This window comes from Fulvimarina uroteuthidis, from assembly GCF_034321785.1.
GTDB classification, from domain to species: Bacteria; Pseudomonadota; Alphaproteobacteria; order Rhizobiales; family Rhizobiaceae; genus Fulvimarina; species Fulvimarina uroteuthidis.
The window spans coordinates 372142-390810 of sequence record NZ_JAXLPB010000005.1 but is presented as its reverse complement, the minus strand read 5'-3'; the positions used below and the strand labels follow the sequence as shown (position 1 = coordinate 390810).

34 protein-coding genes and 1 tRNA gene are annotated in these 18669 nt (G+C 61.7%); 32 read left to right on the top strand and 3 right to left on the bottom strand.

Features of this window, described 5'->3' with window-relative positions; all coding sequences use genetic code 11:
* The 32 genes from U0C82_RS16190 to U0C82_RS16035 form a co-directional block, all read left to right on the top strand.
* Window positions 1-124 (top strand): EF-Tu C-terminal domain-related protein (locus tag U0C82_RS16190; protein ID WP_322188517.1); only part of this gene is annotated, 124 nt, incomplete at its 5' end.
* 165 nt (window positions 125-289) lie between these two features.
* Complete coding sequence (gene rpsJ, locus U0C82_RS16185; protein ID WP_007066362.1) at window positions 290-598, top strand: 30S ribosomal protein S10; 309 nt, start codon at window positions 290-292, stop codon at window positions 596-598.
* A 25-nt stretch (window positions 599-623) separates the two neighbouring features.
* The gene (gene rplC, locus U0C82_RS16180) at window positions 624-1352 is read left to right on the top strand and encodes a 50S ribosomal protein L3 (RefSeq protein ID WP_322188481.1); all 729 of its coding nucleotides are present in this window, start codon (window positions 624-626) and stop codon (window positions 1350-1352) included.
* On the top strand, window positions 1352-1972 hold the full coding sequence (gene rplD, locus U0C82_RS16175; protein ID WP_322188479.1) for a 50S ribosomal protein L4: 621 nt from the start codon (window positions 1352-1354) through the stop codon (window positions 1970-1972). Before rplC ends, rplD begins: the two co-directional genes overlap by 1 nt.
* Window positions 1969-2262: a 50S ribosomal protein L23 gene (locus U0C82_RS16170; RefSeq protein WP_322188477.1), complete on the top strand. Its 294-nt coding sequence runs from the start codon at window positions 1969-1971 to the stop codon at window positions 2260-2262. The genes rplD and U0C82_RS16170 overlap by 4 nt, the downstream gene beginning before the upstream one ends.
* 27 nt (window positions 2263-2289) lie before the next feature.
* Window positions 2290-3126, top strand: a complete 837-nt coding sequence (rplB, locus tag U0C82_RS16165; protein WP_322188475.1) for a 50S ribosomal protein L2 — start codon at window positions 2290-2292, stop codon at window positions 3124-3126.
* Window positions 3127-3138: 12 nt separating this feature from the next.
* A complete protein-coding gene (rpsS, locus tag U0C82_RS16160; RefSeq protein ID WP_116681357.1) occupies window positions 3139-3417 on the top strand; it encodes a 30S ribosomal protein S19 in 279 nt (92 codons plus the stop codon).
* Window positions 3418-3419: 2 nt separating this feature from the next.
* Window positions 3420-3809, top strand: coding sequence for a 50S ribosomal protein L22 (gene rplV, locus U0C82_RS16155; RefSeq protein ID WP_322188472.1), 390 nt, complete (start codon window positions 3420-3422; stop codon window positions 3807-3809).
* The gene (gene rpsC / locus U0C82_RS16150; protein ID WP_322188470.1) at window positions 3809-4513 is read left to right on the top strand and encodes a 30S ribosomal protein S3; all 705 of its coding nucleotides are present in this window, start codon (window positions 3809-3811) and stop codon (window positions 4511-4513) included. The genes rplV and rpsC overlap by 1 nt, the downstream gene beginning before the upstream one ends.
* 25 nt (window positions 4514-4538) lie before the next feature.
* A complete protein-coding gene (gene rplP, locus U0C82_RS16145; RefSeq protein WP_322188468.1) occupies window positions 4539-4952 on the top strand; it encodes a 50S ribosomal protein L16 in 414 nt (137 codons plus the stop codon).
* 12 nt (window positions 4953-4964) lie between these two features.
* Window positions 4965-5165 (top strand): 50S ribosomal protein L29, encoded by a 201-nt coding sequence (gene rpmC / locus U0C82_RS16140; RefSeq protein WP_322188466.1) that lies wholly within the window; start codon window positions 4965-4967, stop codon window positions 5163-5165.
* 8 nt (window positions 5166-5173) lie between these two features.
* Window positions 5174-5422 (top strand): 30S ribosomal protein S17, encoded by a 249-nt coding sequence (gene rpsQ / locus U0C82_RS16135; protein ID WP_322188464.1) that lies wholly within the window; start codon window positions 5174-5176, stop codon window positions 5420-5422.
* Window positions 5423-5487: 65 nt separating this feature from the next.
* Entirely contained in the window at window positions 5488-5856 is a 369-nt protein-coding gene (gene rplN / locus U0C82_RS16130; RefSeq protein ID WP_322188462.1) for a 50S ribosomal protein L14, read from the top strand.
* Window positions 5857-5869: 13 nt separating this feature from the next.
* Entirely contained in the window at window positions 5870-6184 is a 315-nt protein-coding gene (gene rplX, locus U0C82_RS16125; protein ID WP_322188461.1) for a 50S ribosomal protein L24, read from the top strand.
* Window positions 6177-6740, top strand: coding sequence for a 50S ribosomal protein L5 (gene rplE, locus U0C82_RS16120; RefSeq protein ID WP_322188459.1), 564 nt, complete (start codon window positions 6177-6179; stop codon window positions 6738-6740). Before rplX ends, rplE begins: the two co-directional genes overlap by 8 nt.
* A gap of 24 nt (window positions 6741-6764) precedes the next feature.
* Complete coding sequence (gene rpsN, locus U0C82_RS16115; protein WP_322188457.1) at window positions 6765-7070, top strand: 30S ribosomal protein S14; 306 nt, start codon at window positions 6765-6767, stop codon at window positions 7068-7070.
* A gap of 12 nt (window positions 7071-7082) precedes the next feature.
* Window positions 7083-7481, top strand: coding sequence for a 30S ribosomal protein S8 (rpsH, locus tag U0C82_RS16110; protein WP_322188455.1), 399 nt, complete (start codon window positions 7083-7085; stop codon window positions 7479-7481).
* A 48-nt stretch (window positions 7482-7529) separates the two neighbouring features.
* Window positions 7530-8063 carry a 50S ribosomal protein L6 gene (gene rplF, locus U0C82_RS16105; protein ID WP_322188453.1) on the top strand — a complete coding sequence of 178 codons (534 nt, stop codon included), beginning with the start codon at window positions 7530-7532 and terminating at the stop codon, window positions 8061-8063.
* Window positions 8064-8067: 4 nt separating this feature from the next.
* A complete protein-coding gene (gene rplR, locus U0C82_RS16100; protein ID WP_322188451.1) occupies window positions 8068-8430 on the top strand; it encodes a 50S ribosomal protein L18 in 363 nt (120 codons plus the stop codon).
* 116 nt (window positions 8431-8546) lie between these two features.
* Window positions 8547-9128 carry a 30S ribosomal protein S5 gene (gene rpsE / locus U0C82_RS16095; RefSeq protein WP_322188449.1) on the top strand — a complete coding sequence of 194 codons (582 nt, stop codon included), beginning with the start codon at window positions 8547-8549 and terminating at the stop codon, window positions 9126-9128.
* A gap of 38 nt (window positions 9129-9166) precedes the next feature.
* Window positions 9167-9355, top strand: a complete 189-nt coding sequence (rpmD, locus tag U0C82_RS16090) for a 50S ribosomal protein L30 (protein WP_322188447.1) — start codon at window positions 9167-9169, stop codon at window positions 9353-9355.
* Between the two features lie 111 nt (window positions 9356-9466).
* On the top strand, window positions 9467-9922 hold the full coding sequence (gene rplO, locus U0C82_RS16085; RefSeq protein ID WP_322188445.1) for a 50S ribosomal protein L15: 456 nt from the start codon (window positions 9467-9469) through the stop codon (window positions 9920-9922).
* Window positions 9923-10177: 255 nt separating this feature from the next.
* A complete protein-coding gene (secY, locus tag U0C82_RS16080) occupies window positions 10178-11518 on the top strand; it encodes a preprotein translocase subunit SecY (RefSeq protein ID WP_322188443.1) in 1341 nt (446 codons plus the stop codon).
* The gene (locus tag U0C82_RS16075) at window positions 11515-12162 is read left to right on the top strand and encodes an adenylate kinase (RefSeq protein ID WP_322188441.1); all 648 of its coding nucleotides are present in this window, start codon (window positions 11515-11517) and stop codon (window positions 12160-12162) included. Before secY ends, U0C82_RS16075 begins: the two co-directional genes overlap by 4 nt.
* Window positions 12163-12373: 211 nt before the next feature.
* On the top strand, window positions 12374-12742 hold the full coding sequence (gene rpsM / locus U0C82_RS16070; RefSeq protein ID WP_322188440.1) for a 30S ribosomal protein S13: 369 nt from the start codon (window positions 12374-12376) through the stop codon (window positions 12740-12742).
* Window positions 12743-12827: 85 nt separating this feature from the next.
* A complete protein-coding gene (rpsK, locus tag U0C82_RS16065; protein ID WP_322188439.1) occupies window positions 12828-13214 on the top strand; it encodes a 30S ribosomal protein S11 in 387 nt (128 codons plus the stop codon).
* A 144-nt stretch (window positions 13215-13358) separates the two neighbouring features.
* Window positions 13359-14414 (top strand): DNA-directed RNA polymerase subunit alpha, encoded by a 1056-nt coding sequence (locus tag U0C82_RS16060; protein ID WP_322188437.1) that lies wholly within the window; start codon window positions 13359-13361, stop codon window positions 14412-14414.
* A gap of 197 nt (window positions 14415-14611) precedes the next feature.
* A complete protein-coding gene (gene rplQ, locus U0C82_RS16055; protein WP_322188436.1) occupies window positions 14612-15040 on the top strand; it encodes a 50S ribosomal protein L17 in 429 nt (142 codons plus the stop codon).
* A 141-nt stretch (window positions 15041-15181) separates the two neighbouring features.
* Window positions 15182-16201 carry an SDR family oxidoreductase gene (locus U0C82_RS16050; protein WP_322188434.1) on the top strand — a complete coding sequence of 340 codons (1020 nt, stop codon included), beginning with the start codon at window positions 15182-15184 and terminating at the stop codon, window positions 16199-16201.
* A gap of 133 nt (window positions 16202-16334) precedes the next feature.
* Window positions 16335-16907, top strand: coding sequence for a cytochrome b (locus U0C82_RS16045; protein WP_322188432.1), 573 nt, complete (start codon window positions 16335-16337; stop codon window positions 16905-16907).
* A gap of 158 nt (window positions 16908-17065) precedes the next feature.
* Window positions 17066-17155, top strand: a tRNA-Ser gene (locus U0C82_RS16040).
* A gap of 80 nt (window positions 17156-17235) precedes the next feature.
* Window positions 17236-17613: a hypothetical protein gene (locus U0C82_RS16035; protein WP_322188430.1), complete on the top strand. Its 378-nt coding sequence runs from the start codon at window positions 17236-17238 to the stop codon at window positions 17611-17613.
* Here U0C82_RS16035 and U0C82_RS16030 read toward each other — a convergent pair.
* Genes U0C82_RS16030 through U0C82_RS16020 form a run of 3 tightly spaced genes read right to left on the bottom strand, consistent with a single transcriptional unit; the run spans window position 17610 to window position 18582 of the window.
* Window positions 17610-17909, bottom strand: coding sequence for a hypothetical protein (locus tag U0C82_RS16030; protein WP_322188428.1), 300 nt, complete (start codon window positions 17907-17909; stop codon window positions 17610-17612). The two genes, U0C82_RS16035 and U0C82_RS16030, sit on opposite strands and share 4 nt — an antisense overlap.
* Before the next feature lie 5 nt (window positions 17910-17914).
* Complete coding sequence (locus tag U0C82_RS16025) at window positions 17915-18280, bottom strand: hypothetical protein (RefSeq protein WP_322188427.1); 366 nt, start codon at window positions 18278-18280, stop codon at window positions 17915-17917.
* Window positions 18277-18582 (bottom strand): hypothetical protein, encoded by a 306-nt coding sequence (locus tag U0C82_RS16020; RefSeq protein ID WP_322188426.1) that lies wholly within the window; start codon window positions 18580-18582, stop codon window positions 18277-18279. Before U0C82_RS16020 ends, U0C82_RS16025 begins: the two co-directional genes overlap by 4 nt.
* Between the last annotated feature and the right edge of the window lie 87 nt (window positions 18583-18669).

The following is an 18669-nucleotide window of genomic DNA, read 5'->3' as shown; positions in this document are numbered from 1 at the left end:
CGACAATGTGGCGATGGACGTGACGCTGATCGTGCCGATCGCGATGGAAGAGAAGCTGCGCTTCGCAATCCGCGAAGGCGGCCGCACCGTCGGCGCCGGCATCGTGGCTTCGATCGTCGAGTAAGGCGTTTCAAGTTGGGCGCGCCCCGGCCTTAGCGGGGCGCGTTTTTTCTTGGGCCTTCTGATTTCGGAAGGCAGGTGGTTCGACCACCATGCGAATGGCTGACAAGAAGACATAACGTTCGGAAAGCGCCGGCATGACGGAAGGCTCCGACAGAGGACGAAAAACATGAACGGCCAGAATATCCGTATTCGCCTGAAGGCGTTCGATCACCGGGTTCTCGACGCCTCGACGCGCGAGATCGTTTCGACCGCCAAGCGGACCGGTGCCAACGTTCGCGGACCGATCCCGCTTCCGACGCGGATCGAGAAGTTTACCGTGAACCGTTCGCCGCACATCGACAAGAAGTCGCGCGAGCAGTTCGAAATGCGCACCCACAAGCGTTTGCTCGATATCGTCGACCCGACGCCGCAGACGGTCGATGCGCTGATGAAGCTCGACCTCGCCGCCGGCGTTGACGTCGAGATCAAGCTCTGATTCGAGCGGGGAAGGAATGAGACCCATGCGTTCAGGAGTGATCGCTCAGAAGGTCGGGATGACCCGCATCTACACGGATGCTGGTGAACATGTCCCGGTCACCGTCCTGAAGGTCGAGAACCTGCAGGTCGTCGGTCAGCGTACTGCCGACAAGAACGGCTACACCGCCGTTCAGGTCGGCGCTGGCCTCGCCAAAGTCAAGAACACGTCGAAAGCCATGCGGGGCGTCTTCGCCCAGGCTTCCGTCGAACCCAAGCGCAAGCTCGTCGAGTTCCGCGTGACGGAAGACAACATGATCGATGTCGGTGCCGAGATCACCGCCGATCATTTCGTCGAAGGCCAGATGGTCGACGTCACGGGCACCTCGATCGGTAAGGGCTTTGCCGGTGCCATGAAGCGTCACAACTTCGGCGGCATGCGGGCCACGCACGGCGTGTCCGTCTCGCACCGTGCCCACGGCTCCACCGGTCAGAACCAGGACCCGGGCAAGGTGTTCAAGGGCAAGAAGATGGCCGGCCATATGGGCCAGGTTCGCGTCACCACGCAGAACCTCCAGATCGTGCGCACCGACGCCGACAAGGGCCTGATCCTCGTCCGCGGCGCCGTTCCGGGCTCCAAGGGCGGCTGGATCGAAGTCCGCGACGCCGTCAAGGCGACGTTGCCCGAGAACGCACCCAAGCCTGCCGCTCTGCGTGGAGCTGCGCGCAACGGTGCTGCCGAAGAGACCACGGCCGCTGCCGAGGGAGCTGAATAATGGACATCACGATCAAGAAGCTTGACGGCGCCGACGGCGATACCGTCACCTTGTCCGAGGCGATCTTCGGCCTGGAGCCGCGCGAGGACATCCTGCACCGCATGGTGCGCTACCAGCTGGCCAAGCGCCAGCAGGGGACGCATTCCACGCTCGGTCGCTCGGACGTCGCGCGCACCGGCGCCAAGATGTACCGCCAGAAGGGAACGGGCCGCGCCCGTCACTCGACGGCCAAGGCTCCGCAGTTCCGCGGCGGTGGTATCGCCCACGGCCCGACGCCGCGCAGCCATGCCCACGATCTTCCCAAGAAGGTCTGCGCTCTGGCTCTCAAGCACGCGCTGTCGGCCAAGGCGAAGTCCGGCGGCCTGATGATCATCGACGAGCTGAAGGCCGCCGAAGGCAAGACCAAGGGTATGGTCAAGACCTTCGCCGATCTCGGCATCGAGAACGCGCTGATCATCGATGGCTCGGCGCTCGACCAGAACTTCGCTCGCGCCTCGCGCAACATTCCCAAGATCGACGTTCTGCCGATCCAGGGCATCAACGTTTACGACATTCTTCGTCGCCAGACGCTTGTTCTGTCGAAGTCGGCCGTCGACGCACTCGAGGAGCGTTTCAAATGAGCGATGTTCGCCACTACGACGTCATCACCTCACCGGTGATCACCGAGAAGTCGACGCTGTTGTCCGAGAACAATCAGGTCGTCTTCAACGTCCCGAAGACCGCGACCAAGCCGCAGATCAAGGCGGCCGTCGAGGCTCTGTTCGAAGTGAAGGTCGAAGCCGTCAACACGCTTATCCGCAAGGGTAAGGTGAAGCGCTTCAAGGGCCGGATCGGCAGGCAGAGCGATCAGAAAAAAGCCGTCGTGACCTTGGCCGAAGGCCAGTCCATCGACGTCTCGACCGGTCTTTAAGACTGCAAGGACCGGAGGAAGCACATCATGGCACTTAAGAATTTCAAACCGAACACGCCGAGCCAGCGCCAGCTGGTCATCGTCGACCGTTCGGGTCTTTGGAAGGGCAAGCCGGTCAAGCATCTGACCGAAGGCCTTTCGAACAAGGGCGGCCGCAACAATACCGGCCGCATCACGGCCCGCTACCAGGGCGGTGGTCACAAGCGCACCTATCGCATGATCGACTTCAAGCGTCGCAAGCTTGACATGTCGGCGACGGTGGAGCGTCTCGAATACGATCCGAACCGGACCGCGTTCATCGCGCTGATCCGCTACGAGGACGGCGAGGTCTCCTACATCCTCGCGCCCCAGCGTCTTGCCGCCGGCGACCAGGTGGTGTCCGGCAAGACCGGCATCGACGTGAAGCCGGGCAATGCGATGCCGCTGTCGGCCATGCCGGTCGGCACGATCGTCCACAATGTCGAGATGAAGCCCGAAAAGGGCGGTCAGATCGCACGTTCGGCCGGTGCCTATGCCCAGCTCGTGGGCCGCGATCCGGCCATGGCGATTCTTCGCCTGAATTCGGGCGAGCAGCGCCTCGTCCCGTCGTCCTGTTTCGCGACGGTCGGTGCGGTGTCCAACCCGGACCATGGCAACATCAATCTCGGCAAGGCCGGCCGCAAGCGCTGGCTCGGCAAGCGTCCGCACGTTCGCGGCGTCGTCATGAACCCGGTCGACCATCCGCACGGTGGTGGTGAAGGCCGGACGTCCGGTGGTCGTCACCCGGTTTCCCCCTGGGGCAAGCCGACGAAGGGCAAGCGTACCCGTTCGAACAAGTCGACCGACAAGTACATAATGCGCTCGCGCCACCAGCGGAAAAAGTAAGGGATACTCTCAATGACACGTTCCGTCTGGAAAGGCCCGTTCGTTGACGGCTACCTTCTTAAAAAGGCCGAAAAGTCGCGCGAAAGCGGTCGCAACGACGTGATCAAGATCTGGAGCCGTCGCTCCACGATCCTGCCGCAGTTCGTCGGACTGACCTTCGGCGTCTATAACGGCAACAAGCACATTCCGGTTTCGGTCAACGAGGACATGGTCGGACACAAGTTCGGCGAATTCTCGCCGACGCGAACCTATTACGGCCACGGCGCCGACAAGAAGGCGAAGAGGAAGTAACCATGGGCAAGGCGAAAGCTGAGCGTCAGCTCAAGGACAACGAGGCGAGAGCCGTTGCCCGCACCATTCGCGTCAGTCCGCAGAAGCTTAACCTCGTTGCCGCGCTCATCCGCGGCAAGAAGGTCAACAAAGCCCTCGCGGATCTCGAATTCTCGCGCAAACGTATTTCCGAGACCGTCAAGAAGACACTTGAAAGTGCGATCGCAAACGCCGAGAACAACCACGACCTCGACGTCGATTCGCTGATCGTCGCCGAGGCCTATGTCGGCAAGTCCATTACGATGAAGCGCTTTCACGCCCGGGGCCGCGGCAAGGCCAGCCGGATCGAGAAGCCGTTCTCTCATCTGACGATTGTCGTTCGTGAGGTTGAAGAACTTGAGGAGGCCGCGTAATGGGTCAGAAAATCAACCCGACCGGCTTCCGGCTCGGGATCAACCGTACCTGGGACAGCCGCTGGTTCGCCTCCGGCCGCGAATATGGTTCGCTTCTCCATGAGGATCTGAAGATCCGCAAGTTCCTGCTCGACGAGTTGAAGCAGGCCGCGGTGTCGAAGATCGTCATCGAGCGTCCGCACAAGAAGTGCCGGATCGCGATTCACTCGGCACGTCCGGGCATTGTGATCGGCAAGAAGGGCGCCGACATCGAGAAGCTTCGCAAGAAGCTGTCCACGATGACGGATGCCGAGACGCACATCAACATCATCGAGGTGCGCAAGCCTGAGACCGACGCGACGCTCGTCGCTCAGTCGATCGCCCAGCAGCTCGAACGCCGCGTCGCCTTCCGTCGCGCCATGAAGCGCGCCGTCCAGTCGGCGATGCGCCTCGGTGCGGAAGGCATCCGTATCAATTGCGGCGGCCGCCTCGGCGGCGCCGAGATCGCTCGTACGGAATGGTACCGCGAAGGCCGCGTGCCTTTGCATACGCTGCGCGCCGACGTCGACTACGGCACGGCCGAAGCGGTCACGGCATACGGTATCTGTGGCGTGAAGGTCTGGATCTTCAAGGGCGAAATCCTTGAGCACGATCCGATGGCCTCCGAGCGCCGTCAGATCGAGGGCGAAGGCCAGGGTGGCAATCGCCGCCGTGAGCACGCCTAAGCGATTAGCATTCGGAGAATAGAAGATGCTGCAACCAAAGCGCACAAAATACCGTAAGGCGTTCAAGGGTCGCATCCATGGAAACGCCAAGGGTGGTACCGCACTGAATTTCGGTGCATACGGCCTGAAGTCGATGGACCCGGAGCGCGTGACGGCGCGTCAGATCGAGGCGGCCCGCCGCGCGATCACCCGTCACATGAAACGCCAGGGTCGCGTATGGATCCGGATCTTTCCGGATCTGCCCGTGACCTCCAAGCCGACCGAAGTCCGTATGGGCAAGGGCAAGGGTTCCGTCGATTACTGGGCAGCACGCGTCCATCCTGGCCGCATCATGTTCGAAATCGATGGGGTCGACGAGCTCATCGCCCGCGAGGCGCTGCGTCTGGGAGCTGCGAAGCTGCCGGTTCGCACGCGCTTCATCCAGCGTATCGCCGAGTAAGGAGAGTTTGACGTGAAAGCTTCCGACGTCAGAACGATGACCCAGGACGAACTCACCGACGAGCTCGTAAAGCTGAAGAAAGAGCAGTTCAATCTGCGTTTCCAGCGTGCCACGGGTCAGCTCGAAAACACCGCCCGCGTGCGTCAGATTCGTCGCGACATCGCCCGGATCAAGACCATCTCCGCCCAGAAGGCGGTTGGGGCTCAGGCCTGAGGATCAACATGCCAAAACGAATTCTGCAGGGGACGGTCGTCTCCGACAAGAACGACAAGACCGTGGTCGTCCTGGTGGAGCGTCGCTTCACCCACGCGCTCTTCAAGAAGACCGTGCGCCGGACCAAGCGGTACAAGGCGCACGACGAGACCAACCAGTTCAAGGTTGGTGACCGCGTCGCGATCCAGGAAACGCGTCCCATTTCGCGTGACAAGAACTGGATCGTCGTCGTAGAGGACGCCGCAGTCGCGGGTTGAACAATTTTTCCGGGAGTGGCGCCTCGAGAGGGCGTTCCCGGCAGTAGCTTATAAGGCGAGCTGACATGATTCAGATGCAAACAAACTTGGACGTGGCCGATAATTCGGGCGCCCGCCGCGTTATGTGCATCAAGGTTCTGGGCGGTTCCAAGCGCAAGTATGCTTCCGTAGGCGACATCATCGTCGTCTCGATCAAGGAAGCCATCCCGCGTGGACGCGTCAAGAAGGGCGATGTTGCAAAGGCGGTCGTGGTTCGCACGGCCAAGGATATCCGTCGTGCGGACGGTTCGGTCATTCGTTTCGATTCGAATGCCGCGGTCCTGATCAACAACAACAAAGAGCCCATCGGCACCCGCATCTTCGGCCCAGTTCCGCGTGAACTGCGTGCCAAGAACCATATGCGCATCGTGTCGTTGGCACCGGAAGTTCTTTAAGGGGGAGCGGACGATGAATAGACTCCGTAAAGGCGACAATGTCGTCGTGCTCGCCGGCAAGGACAAAGGTCTGTCGGGCGAAATCGTCAAGATGATGCTGAAGGACGAGAAGGCTCTCGTGCGTGGCGTGAACATGGTGAAGCGTCACCAGCGCCAGACCCAGAGTGCTGAAGCCGGCATCATCTCCAAGGAAGCGCCGATCCATTTGTCGAACCTTGCGCTTGCCGATCCCAAGGACGGCAAGGCGACCCGCGTCGGGATCAAGGTGAACGACGATGGCAAGAAGGTTCGCTTCGCCAAGCGTTCGGGAGAAGAGATCAATGGCTGAAGCCGCAACCTCTTATGAGCCGCGTCTCAAGGGCGTGTATCGCGACGAGATCCGGGGCAAGCTGCAGGAGCAGTTTTCCTACAAGAACCCGATGCAGGTTCCGCGGATCGACAAGGTCGTGATCAATATGGGCGTCGGCGAAGCCACCGGCGATTCAAAGAAGCCGGCGAACGCCGCAGAATCGCTCGCTTTGATCGCCGGGCAGAAACCTGTTATCACGCACGCCTCGAAGTCGATCGCCGGCTTCAAGGTGCGTGAGGGCATGCCGATCGGCACCAAGGTCACGCTTCGTAAGGACCGCATGTACGAATTCATCGACCGCCTGGTGCAGATCGCTCTGCCGCGCGTTCGTGACTTTCGCGGCCTGAACCCGAAAAGCTTCGATGGCAATGGCAACTTCGCCATGGGCATCAAGGAACATATCGTTTTCCCGGAGATCAACTACGACAAGGTTGATCAGATGTGGGGCATGGACATCATCGTTTGTACGACGGCGACTTCTGACGAGGAAGCGCGCGCTCTTCTGACCGCGTTCAACTTCCCCTTCCGCCAGTAACGGCATTCGAGAAAGGATCACATCATGGCCAAAAAAGGCATGATCGAGCAGAACAAGCACCGTCGCGAGATGGTTGCGAAGTACGCCGCGAAGCGGGCCGCCCTCAAGGCGATCACGAAGAATGCGTCGGCGTCGATGGAAGAGCGTTTCAAGGCGCAGCTCGAACTGGCGGATCTTCCGCGCAACGGTTCGAAGGTGCGGGTGCGCAACCGGTGCGAGGTTTCGGGCCGTCCGCGGGCTTACTACCGCAAGCTCAGAATGAGCCGTATCGCGCTGCGCGAACTCGGCAATAACGGCCAGATTCCTGGTCTCGTTAAGTCAAGCTGGTAAGGGAACACGATTATGCAGTTGTCCGATCCACTTGGCGATATGCTGACCCGCATCCGCAATGCGTTGATGCGGAACAAGACGAGCGTTTCGACCCCGGCGTCGAAGCTCCGCGCGCGTGTTCTCGACGTTCTGAAGGACGAGGGTTACATCCGGGGCTACACCACCACCGAGCACGGGGCCGGCAAGACCGAGTTCGACATCGAGCTCAAATATTACGAGGGCGCCCCGGTCATCCGCGAGATCGCCCGCGTCTCCAAGCCTGGTCGGCGCGTCTACGTCTCGGCCAAGACCATTCCGCAGGTCGCAAACGGTCTCGGCGTGACAGTCCTTTCGACACCGAAGGGCGTTATGGCCGATCATGCCGCGCGCGAGCAGAACGTGGGCGGTGAGGTTCTCTGCCAGATCCTCTAAAAGGGTCTTGCGTGGAACGTCACAGAGCAAACGGACAAGGTTTCGAATATGTCTCGTATTGGTAAGAAGCCGGTCGCTGTGCCCAATGGCGTGACTGCCTCGGTTGAGGGGCAGACGGTCAAGGCGAAGGGACCGAAGGGCGAGTTGTCGTTCGTCGTCAACGACGAAGTCCTCGTCAAGATGGAAGACGGGTCGATCACGGTCGATCCGCGCGACAAGTCGAAGGACGCCCGGTCGAAGTGGGGCATGAGCCGCACGATGATCGAGAACCTGATGGTCGGCGTCGTCGCGGGCTTCCAGAAGAAGCTCGAGATCTCCGGCGTCGGTTACCGCGCGGCCAAGCAGGGGAACAATCTCCAGCTGTCGCTCGGGTTCTCGCACGAGGTGATCTACAACACGCCCGATGGCATCGACATCGTGGTGCCGAAGCCGACCGAGATCGTCGTCAGCGGCATCGACAAGCAGCGCGTGGGACAGGTCGCCGCGGAGATCCGCGAATATCGTCCTCCCGAGCCCTACAAGGGCAAGGGCGTGAAATATGCCGGCGAACAGATCGTCCGCAAGGAAGGCAAGAAGAAGTAAGGTCATGGTTAGCAAAACCGATACACTACGCCGCCGGGCCGCACGTATTCGCCGTTCGATCAAGAAGGTCGCAAACGGTCGCCCCCGGCTCTCGATCCACCGCTCGTCGAAGCACATCTATGCGCAGGTCATCGACGACAGCGTCGGTCGTACCCTCGCTGCCGCTTCGTCGCTCGATTCGACGTTGAAGGGTGATCTGAAGACGGGCGCCGACGTTGCGGCTGCCGCCGCCGTCGGCAAGCTCGTCGCGGAACGGGCCAAGGAAGCCGGCGTCACCGACGTCGTGTTCGACCGCGGCGCGTTCATCTATCATGGCCGCGTCAAGGCCGTGGCGGAAGGGGCCCGCGAAGGCGGCCTGAACTTCTGATCTTTCGCCGCCCGGTATTTTGTTGTATCGGACGGCTTGAAAACTCCAGGAACGGGCTGCCGGTCGGCGCCCGTTCTTTCGCAATGACGCCTCCGGAAAAAAATAAGGACTAGGATATGGCGCCTCGCAACGACCGCAGGGACGACCATGATGATGGTTTCGTCGACAAGCTCGTTCACATCAACCGCGTCGCCAAAGTCGTGAAGGGCGGCCGCCGTTTCGGCTTCGCCGCTCTCGTCGTCGTCGGCGATCTCAAGGGCCGCGTCGGCTTCGGCCACGGCAAGGCACGCGAAGTGCCCGAGGCCATCCGCAAGGCGACGGAAGCCGCCAAGCGCGATCTCATCTTCGTGCCGCTGCGCGACGGCCGTACGCTGCATCATGACGTGCATGGTCGCCACGGTGCCGGCAAGGTGCTGATGCGCGCCGCGGAAGCCGGTACCGGGATCATCGCGGGTGGCCCGATGCGCGCCGTCTTCGAGGCCGTCGGAATGCATGACGTCGTCGCGAAGTCGCTCGGTTCCTCGAATCCCTACAACATGGTTCGGGCAACGTTCGACGGGCTCAAGCAGGCGACGCATCCGAAGGATGTCGCGGCCAAGCGCGGGATCAAATATTCCGAGCTGCAGGCTCGCCGTCAGGCCGCAACCGGCCATTCCAACCACCAGGAATCGGCTGAGGAGACGTCCGAAGCCGCTTGAGGCTTCGTTCGCTCATCAGGTTGAAGGAGATAAGTTCGATGGCTGACAAGACAGTGACGGTCGAGCAGACGGGCAGCCCCATTCGCCGTGCAAAGGAACAGCGCCAGACCCTGACGGGTCTCGGCCTGAACAAGATGCACCGGCGTCGCACGCTCGAGGACACGCCCGCCGTTCGCGGCATGATCGCCAAGGTCGCCCACCTCGTGAAGGTGGTCGAAGAGGCTTGATTCGTCGGTGGACGGCGGCAACGCGGTCCACCCGGAACAATTTTGCAAATGCGGTACGGGCCCTCGTCGCGAACTTTCGCCTGACGCGTCCGAAATCGCCGGAGAAACACTATGAAACTCAACGAACTGCATGACAATGAAGGCGCGACCCATTCGCGCAAGCGTGTCGGTCGCGGTATCGGCTCGGGCAAGGGCAAGACCGGCGGGCGGGGCGTGAAGGGACAGAAGTCCCGGTCGGGTGTCGCCCTCAACGGTTACGAGGGTGGCCAGATGCCACTTTATCGTCGCCTTCCCAAGCGCGGCTTCGTGAACATTTTCGCGAAGAGCTTCAACACGGTCTCGCTCGGCCGCCTGCAGCAGGCGATCGACGCGGGTCGTCTGGATGCGTCGAAGGAGATCGACGTTGCCGCTCTGATCGCCGCCGGCATCGTGCGTCGTCCCAAGGACGGCGTTCGGGTTCTCGGCGACGGCGAGATCTCGGCTGCGCTGAACCTCAACGTTGCCGGTGCCTCGAAGTCGGCCGTCGAGAAGGTCGAGAAAGCCGGCGGGTCGGTCAAGACCGCCTGATGAGTCGCCCAGCGCTCTCGCCGGCCGCGAGCGTCCCGCTCGCATAGCGATACACGACATGGCCCGTTCCTCCCGTTTTCATGGGTGGGGCGGGTTTTGTTTTGTGGAAAATGCCGCTTCGACGGCAGTTGCTTGCGTCGCCTGCGTCCGCGGCTTATGTGTGCCCGGCGTGGCGCAGTCTTCCCCGACGCGACCGCTTCCGCATGTTCAGGAACCGGACCTGGTTCTGAACGCGAATTTCTGGAGAAATTTCCCATGGCATCGGCTGCAGAACAACTAGCCGCCAATCTGAACTTCTCGGCCTTCTCGAAGGCCGAGGATCTCAAGAAGCGGATCTGGTTCACCCTTGGCGCGCTGATCGTCTACCGGCTCGGCACCTATATTCCGATGCCCGGCATCGATCCCGACGCCCTGTCGCAGGCGTTCCAGCAGCAGTCGACCGGCATTCTGGGGCTGTTCAACATGTTTTCGGGCGGCGCCGTCGGGCGCATGGCGATCTTCGCTCTCGGGATCATGCCGTACATTTCGGCCTCCATCATCATCCAGCTGATGACATCGGTCATTCCCTCGCTCGAGGCTCTCAAGAAGGAGGGCGAGCAGGGACGCAAGGTCATCAATCAGTATACGCGTTACGGCACCGTGCTCCTGGCCATGGTGCAGGCCTACGGCATCGCCGCCGGTCTGCAGACACAGGCGGGAATCGTGGTCGATCCCGGCTGGTTCTTCACGGTCTCGGCGGTCATCACCCTCGTCGGCGGGACCATGTTCCTGATGTGGCTCGGCGAACAGATCACCGCGCGCGGGATCGGCAACGGCATCTCGCTGATCATCTTCGCCGGCATTGTCGCAAACCTTCCATCGGCCCTTGCGAACCTTCTGGAGCTCGGCCGCACCGGTTCGCTGTCGACGGCCGTCATCATCATCGTCATCGCGCTGGCCATCGGCACGGTCGCGATGATCGTCTTCTTCGAGCGTGCCCAGCGCCGGCTGCTGATCCAGTATCCCAAGCGCCAGGTCGGCAATCGCATGTTCCAGGGTGACACCTCGCACCTGCCGCTGAAGCTGAACACGTCGGGTGTCATTCCGCCGATCTTCGCCTCCTCGCTGCTCCTGCTGCCGGTCACGGTGGCGAACTTCTCGAACACGGAAGAGCTGCCGGACTGGGCGACGTCCGTCGTCGCCTCGCTCGGCCACGGTCAGCCGCTCTACATGCTGATGTATGCGTTCCTGATCGGGTTCTTCGCATTCTTCTATACGGCGGTCGTCTTCAGCCCGAAGGACACGGCCGACAATCTGAAGAAGCATGGCGGCTTCGTTCCGGGCATCCGGCCGGGCGAGCGCACTGCCGACTACATCGATTACGTCCTGACGCGCATCACGGTCGTCGGCGCGATCTATCTGATCGTCGTCTGTCTGCTGCCGGAATTCCTGATATCCGCGGTGGGCGTTCCGTTCTATCTCGGCGGCACGTCGCTGCTGATCGTCGTCAGCGTGACGATGGATACGGTTGCACAGGTCCAGGGGCATCTTCTGGCGCACCAGTACGAAGGCCTGATCAAGAAATCGAAACTCAGAGGGGGGAAACGGGGCCGATGAGATTAATACTGCTGGGTCCGCCGGGTGCGGGCAAGGGAACGCAGTCCAAAAGGCTGGTGGACAGCCTGCATGTTCCGCAGCTGTCGACCGGCGACATGCTGCGGGCGGCGGTCGTCAACCAGACGGAGATCGGCAAGAAGGCCAAGGCCATCATGGATGCCGGTGATCTTGTTCCCGACGAGGTCGTCAACCGGATCGTTTCGGAGCGCATCGAGGAAGCGGACTGTGCGAACGGGTTTATCCTCGACGGTTTCCCCCGCACCCTCGTCCAGGCCGACGCGCTTGGGGAGATCCTGACGTCGAAGGGCCTGACGCTCGACAAGGTGGTCGAGATGAGGGTCGACGACGAAGCGCTGGTGCATCGCATCACCGGCCGTTTCACCTGTGCCAACTGCGGCGCGCTCTATCATGACACCGACCATCCGCCGAAGACCGAGGGCGTGTGCGACGTGTGTGGATCGACCGAGTTCAAGCGGCGGGCCGACGACAACGAAGACACGGTTCGTCAGCGCCTGCGGGCCTATTACAAGGACACTTCGCCGCTGATCGGCTATTACCACGCCAAGGGCAAGCTCGCGCGCGTGGATGGCATGCAGGACATTGACATCGTCACGCGGTCGATCCTCGAAGCGATCGAGCGCTGATCGTTTCTCCGACAGACTTTCGCGGGGCAGGGCGGTCTGCCTTTGGTTGACTTGTCAAGCGGTGTTTTCTATAGGCTACCCCTATCCGCGAATCCGTTGCGATCGAAACCGGCAAACCCGTCTGGGATGATGCCGCTTCGGTCGCCTTTGGCCGTAACGCTGATCCTGCATTTGCGCGCGGCCGCAAACCTTTGAATTTTAGGAGCACGACGTGGCACGTATCGCTGGCGTCAATATCCCGACGAGCAAACGCGCAGTCATCGCACTGCAGTACATTCACGGCATCGGTCCGGCGCTCGCGCGCCAGATCATGGAGAAGGCGAACCTCACCGAGGACCGCCGCGTCAACGATCTTTCGGATGCTGAGGTTCTTCAGATCCGCGAGATCATCGACCGCGACCATCAGGTCGAGGGTGACCTTCGCCGTGAAGTGTCCATGAACATCAAGCGTCTGATGGACCTTGGCTGCTATCGCGGCCTGCGCCATCGCCGCTCCCTGCCGGTGCGCGGTCAGCGCACGCACACCAATGCCCGCACCCGCAAGGGTCCGGCCAAGGCGATCGCCGGCAAGAAGAAGTAATCGCGATCGGGCGCTTCCGGGCGCCCGGTTCAGGTGGAGCCGCCGGAACTACGGCGGTGTCGAGATCGAACGAAAGACACTTTGAATGGCTAAAGAACAGCGCGTTCGCCGCCGCGAGCGCAAGAACATTTCCGCGGGCGTTGCCCATGTCAACTCGACCTTCAACAACACGCTGATCACGATCACGGACGCGCAGGGAAACACGATTTCCTGGTCGTCCGCCGGCGCGCAGGGCTTCAAGGGTTCGCGCAAATCGACCCCGTTCGCCGCACAGATCGCCGCCGAGGATTGCGCCAAGAAGGCGCAGGAACACGGCATGAAGACGCTTGAAGTCGAAGTGTGCGGTCCGGGCTCGGGTCGCGAGTCGGCGCTTCGCGCCCTGCAGGCGGCCGGTTTCACGATCACCTCGATCCGTGATGTGACGCCGATCCCGCACAATGGTGTTCGCCCGCGCAAGAAGCGCCGCGTCTAATAGCCTTGTTGGCCCTCGGGATGTTCCCGGGGGTTTCGCTGTTTCGTCCCGCGCCGCCGTCCTCTCCGAAGGGCCGTGGCGCGTCGGCGTGTCAGAACCCATCGCCACGAATGGATGGTGGCGAGGAAACTGAAAGGCATCCATATGATTGCTAGCAACTGGCAGGATCTCTCGAAGCCCAACAATGTGGTCTTCAAGGGCACCGGGCGCACCAAGGCTTCTCTGACGGCCGAGCCGTTGGAGCGCGGCTTCGGCCTGACGCTCGGAAACGCGCTTCGCCGCGTTCTTCTGTCTTCACTCCAGGGCGCGGCCGTGACGGCCGTCCAGATCGACGGCGTTCTGCACGAATTCTCGTCGATCCCCGGCGTGCGTGAAGATGTGACCGATATCGTTCTCAACATCAAGGAGATCAATATCGGCATGCAGGGCGAGGGCCCCAAGCGGATGGTCGTCCGCAAGCAGGGTCCCGGCATCGTCCGCGCCGGCGACATCCAGACGGTCGGCGATATCGAGATCCTCAATCCCGATCACGAGATCTGCACGCTCGACGAGGGTGCCGAGATCCGCATGGAATTCACCGTCAACACCGGCAAGGGCTACATCCCTGCCGACCAGAACCGTGCGGAAGACGCGCCGATCGGCCTGATCCCGGTCGATGCGCTGTTCTCGCCGGTGAAGAAGGTGTCCTACAAGGTCGAAGCCACCCGCGAGGGGCAGGACCTGAACAAGGACAAGCTGACCATGCAGATCGAGACCGACGGTTCGATCTCGGGCGAGGATGCCGTGGCCTATGCGGCGCGGATCATTCAGGATCAGCTTTCGGTCTTCGTCAATTTCGAGGAGCCGCAGCGCGACCAGCGCGGCATGGCCATCGGCGGCGGCGTCGGCGGCTCGGGAGCGGCGGCCGAAGAGCCGATGCAGGAGCTTGCCTTCAACCCGGCGCTTCTGAAAAAGGTCGACGAGCTGGAGCTTTCTGTGCGGTCGGCGAACTGCCTGAAGAACGACAACATCGTCTATATCGGCGATCTGATCCAGAAGACCGAGGCCGAAATGCTGCGGACGCCGAACTTCGGCCGCAAGTCCTTGAACGAAATCAAGGAAGTGCTTGCCTCGATGGGTCTGCACCTCGGCATGGAAGTTCAGGCCTGGCCGCCTGAGAACATCGACGATCTGGCCAAGCGCTACGAAGACCAGTACTGATCTGGCCTGCCGGATCGATGTAGGCTCCTTCACGGGCCGATAGAGATTTCGCACCGGCGGAGACGGCGGTGCGACGAAATCATTCAAAGGAACGGCGGCTTGTCTTCGAAGCAAGGCAAGGACGCAAAGATCCCGACCTTCAGCGAGACGCCCGGACAGGGCGCGGGCTGACTTCTGAACTTTAAGGAAACCAACTCATGCGTCACGGAAACCGCGGCCGCAAGCTCAACCGGACCTCGAGCCATCGCAAGGCGATGTTCTCCAACATGGCCGTTGCGCTGATCGTTCACGAGCAGATCGTCACGACCCTGCCGAAGGCGAAGGATCTTCGCCCGATCGTCGAGAAGCTCATCACCCTCGGCAAGCGCGGCGATCTGCATGCGCGTCGCCAGGCCTTCTCCAAGCTTCGCGACGAGGCTGCGGTCGCAAAGCTGTTCGATGCGATCGCATCGCGCTACGCCGATCGCCAGGGCGGCTACACCCGGGTTCTCAAGGCCGGCTTCCGCTATGGCGACAATGCGCCGATGGCCGTGATCGAGATGGTCGATCGCGATCCCGACGCGCGCGGTGCGCCTGACCGCGCCCGTCTCGAAGCCGAAGCCGGCGACGAGTCGGAAGCTGCGTAAGACGCAGCGTTGCACCGTGCATGATGAAAGGGGCCTTGCGGCCCCTTTTTTGTTGGCCATCTCAAGGTTTCACGGTTCGATCGGACACACCGACCGGCGGGCTTTCGACCGGCACGTCAAAAGGCATCAGGAGATCAAGACATGACGACCGACCGCGTCCTTCTGACCGGCGCATCCGGGTTCGTGGCCAAGCATATCTGCGCCCGTCTCCTTAAAGAGGGATGGCGCGTGCGCGGGACGGTGCGCGGGTCGGCGAAGGCGGATGCGGTGCGTGCGGCGATGAGCGGCCAGGGGCACGATCCGGCTCGGCTGGAGCTCGTCACGGCCGACCTGACCGAGGATGCCGGCTGGAGGGATGCCGCCACCGGTTGCCGCTTCGTGATCCACACCGCCTCGCCGTTCCCGAAGGTACAGCCGAAACACAGGTTCGGGCTCGTCGACATCGCCAGAGGCGGCACGCTCCGTGTCCTGGAATGCGCCGAACGGGCCGGCGTCGAGCGTGTGGTCCTCACCTCGTCGGTCGTCGCCGTCTATGTCGGGCGGGCGAAGCGATCGCAGACGGTTTTCGGTGAAGCCGACTGGACCGATGTCGATGGCGAGGGTGCCTATCCCTACGCGGTTTCCAAGACCCTCGCCGAACGGGCGGCCTGGGCGTTCGCGGACAAGCACCGGCTCGATCTCGCCGTCGTCAATCCGGGGTTCGTCCTCGGCCCGATGCTCGACGGGGTTCCGGGGACCTCGATCGACCTGATCCGCACCATGCTGAAAGGCCGGCTCGTCGCAGTGCCGGACGCTGCCTTCGGCATCGTCGACGTCCGCGATGTCGCAACGGCCCATGTCCGCGCGATGACCGTGCCGGGCGCTGTCGGTCGACGCTTCCTGCTGTCGGGCGGCACGCGGTCCCTGAAGGAGATCGGCGACACGATCGGGCGGAACGATCCGAAGGTGGCAAGGCGGATGCCGCGTTTCGTCCTGCCGGACTGGCTGGTGCAGGGGGCGGGGGCGCTGTCCGGCCAGGTTGCCCCGATCGTTCCGGAGCTTGGACGACGCAAGATTTTCGACAGCGGTCCGGCGCGCGACGTTCTCGGTCTTGAACTGCGGACGGCCGACGACGCGATCGCTTCGGCGGCCCGGAGCGTGCGCGAACGCTTCGACGCGTGACGATATCCGGACTGCGGCGTTTTGGACCGTGGAAAATCGGTGCCGTGGGGTAGACTTTGCAACCTGGGGGTTATTTCAGTCCGAAACGTTCGGGAGGCCTCCAGAACGTTCGCGACCGGCTGAAAGGACCCCGATGGCGACGCCCCGCAGTTTCGATACCCGAATCATGGACCATCCGGGAGGCTACGGTCTCGTCAGCCGGTTCTTTCACTGGCTCGTCGTCCTCCTCATGCTGAACCAGATCGTGTCGGCGCTGGCACGCCACTGGTTCGACGATACGCCGTTCGGGGATGCGATGTTCTCCCTGCATGTCCCCGTTGGCGTGACCATTTTGATCGTCACCATCGCCCGGATCGCGTGGGCGCTCGCCAACAGCGCCAAACGTCCCGCCCACGGCGAAGGTCTCGAAAAGCTCGCCGGCTATGGCCACGGGGCGATCTATGCCCTGCTGGTTCTCGTTCCGACGCTGGCGATCCTGCGCAATTACGGATCGGGTCGCGGGTGGTCGATCTTCGGACTGCAGATCTTCGACCAGACCGGAGCGGAGATCGGCTGGCTGACCGCTCTCGGCAGCGCCTTTCACGGCGAACTCGGCTACGTCCTCTTCGCCGTCATCGTCGGTCATGCCGCGATGGCCATCATCCATGACAGGATCCTCTATCAGAACATCCTGGCCCGCATGACGACGGGCCGCGGCCAGATCTGATCCCGGCGCCCGGCCCCTGTGCGAGACGCTCGGCGTGAGAGCGCCGGATCGCGCGGCAACAGGCGTCGGCCGACGCCCCATCCGGCGCCCGTTCCAGCGCCGAACCCGCAATCCCCCTTGCGGTCCGCTTCCCTCTGCGGTTATGGCTTTCCCGACACGGATGGGTGTCCGAGTGGTTTAAGGAACCGGTCTTGAAAACCGGCGTGCGGGAAACCGTACCGTGGGTTCGAATCCCACCCCATCCGCCAATAGAATATATATTTCAGTGGTTTAGAGCCGTTTTTGAATTTTGTGAACGCATTTACCTACGTGAAGGTGTCTAGTGTCTTTGTCTTCTAGCCACGAACTGATTGGTCGAATTCTGTCGAGCTTGATAGCCGGGGGCCTTCGAAAGCAATATCTTGAGCCCGAGGAGTTCGAGTGCGCCGATCCGCCGAAATTCTATGAGTTCATGGACGTGATGCACTGGATGGTCGAAGAACGTCTGATTCGTGTGGAAGGCATCGAAGTAGATGGTCTTCACAGAAGCGTACAGCTTACGTCGCTGGGGTTGAAAGCTGCCGAGGACAAAGCCTTCGATGAAAACGAATCAGTCCGAGAAGCTGTGGAGAAGACACCATCGGGGCTGTCTGCCGAGAAATACGCCAAGATTGGAAGCTTCGTCGGCGGGCTAATCGGCGGAATGACGAAAAGTATCGGAGGTTAACCCCCGGGTTGCCACACCGCCCGGCACTCCGAAACCAAGTTGCCCTTGAACGTGTCGACCCACTGTTGGGCCTCCGATTCGTAGACGGCCCGCCATAGGCGGTTCTTTTCCTGGCCTCGGATCGAATGCAGATGGTTCTCGAGCTGGCCTTGGATATAGTCGCAGACTGCGGTCGGGCAGTCGCGGACCCAATGGCGAGCATCTTCCGTCTTCGTCATCGCTTCGTGCCAGTTGCCGCACTGCTCACAGGCCCATTTGTGCGCCGCCTTGCGCGCATTCCCCCCGGTGTCGAACATGATGATCAGCCTTTCGGTTCGAGCGGGTGGAGTCCATACGGGTCAAGGCGGTCGAGCTCGGACTCGGCGTGGCGTTTGATCTCGGCCAGATACAGCGCGAAATGCTCACGGGTGACGGCCTCGGCTTCATTCAGGTAGATGGCGGCCATGTCGGGGCTTCCGTCCGAAAGTAGGTCCGCAGCCACCTTACGATGCGGCTCGAGTAGCCTATCCAGTGCCGCCGCTTGGTTTGCCGCTAGATAGTCGAGATTGTCGGAGTCCACCCGCATTCCGTCCCACCATATATCTAAGCCTGCTTTTGTCTCTTTCCGCACATGATCGCGGAAGGTTTCGACTGCCTGGCGCTTAGTTTCTTCAGGGTTGGTCATCATGCTACCTCTTTGTTTGCGGCCATGGCGCGCCGCTGTTTTCGATTGAGACGCGGACCGATCAGCGTAACGTTCGCCGGCTTGGCCGACCGTTTCGGTTCGATCCGCTGTCCGATTTGATCTTCCGGCCAGCGATGAATGACGCGGGTCTTCACGCCGCTTTTCGAGACTTCGGCAAGTGTAACTTGCCCTCCGATCAAGTGCGAAGTCGCCCGGCCATTACGCGGTAGCGCCATCAATCTTTGAAGCTCGAGGAGTCGGATACTGTCTGACACGGGGTCGAAGCGCTCGATATTGAACGCCATTCCGTGATGTGCCAGCTAGGCTGTGCGGGCCGCTCCCATCAGAATCGGATGCGTTAGATTGCCGACATCATCGGCGTACCGTTCGTC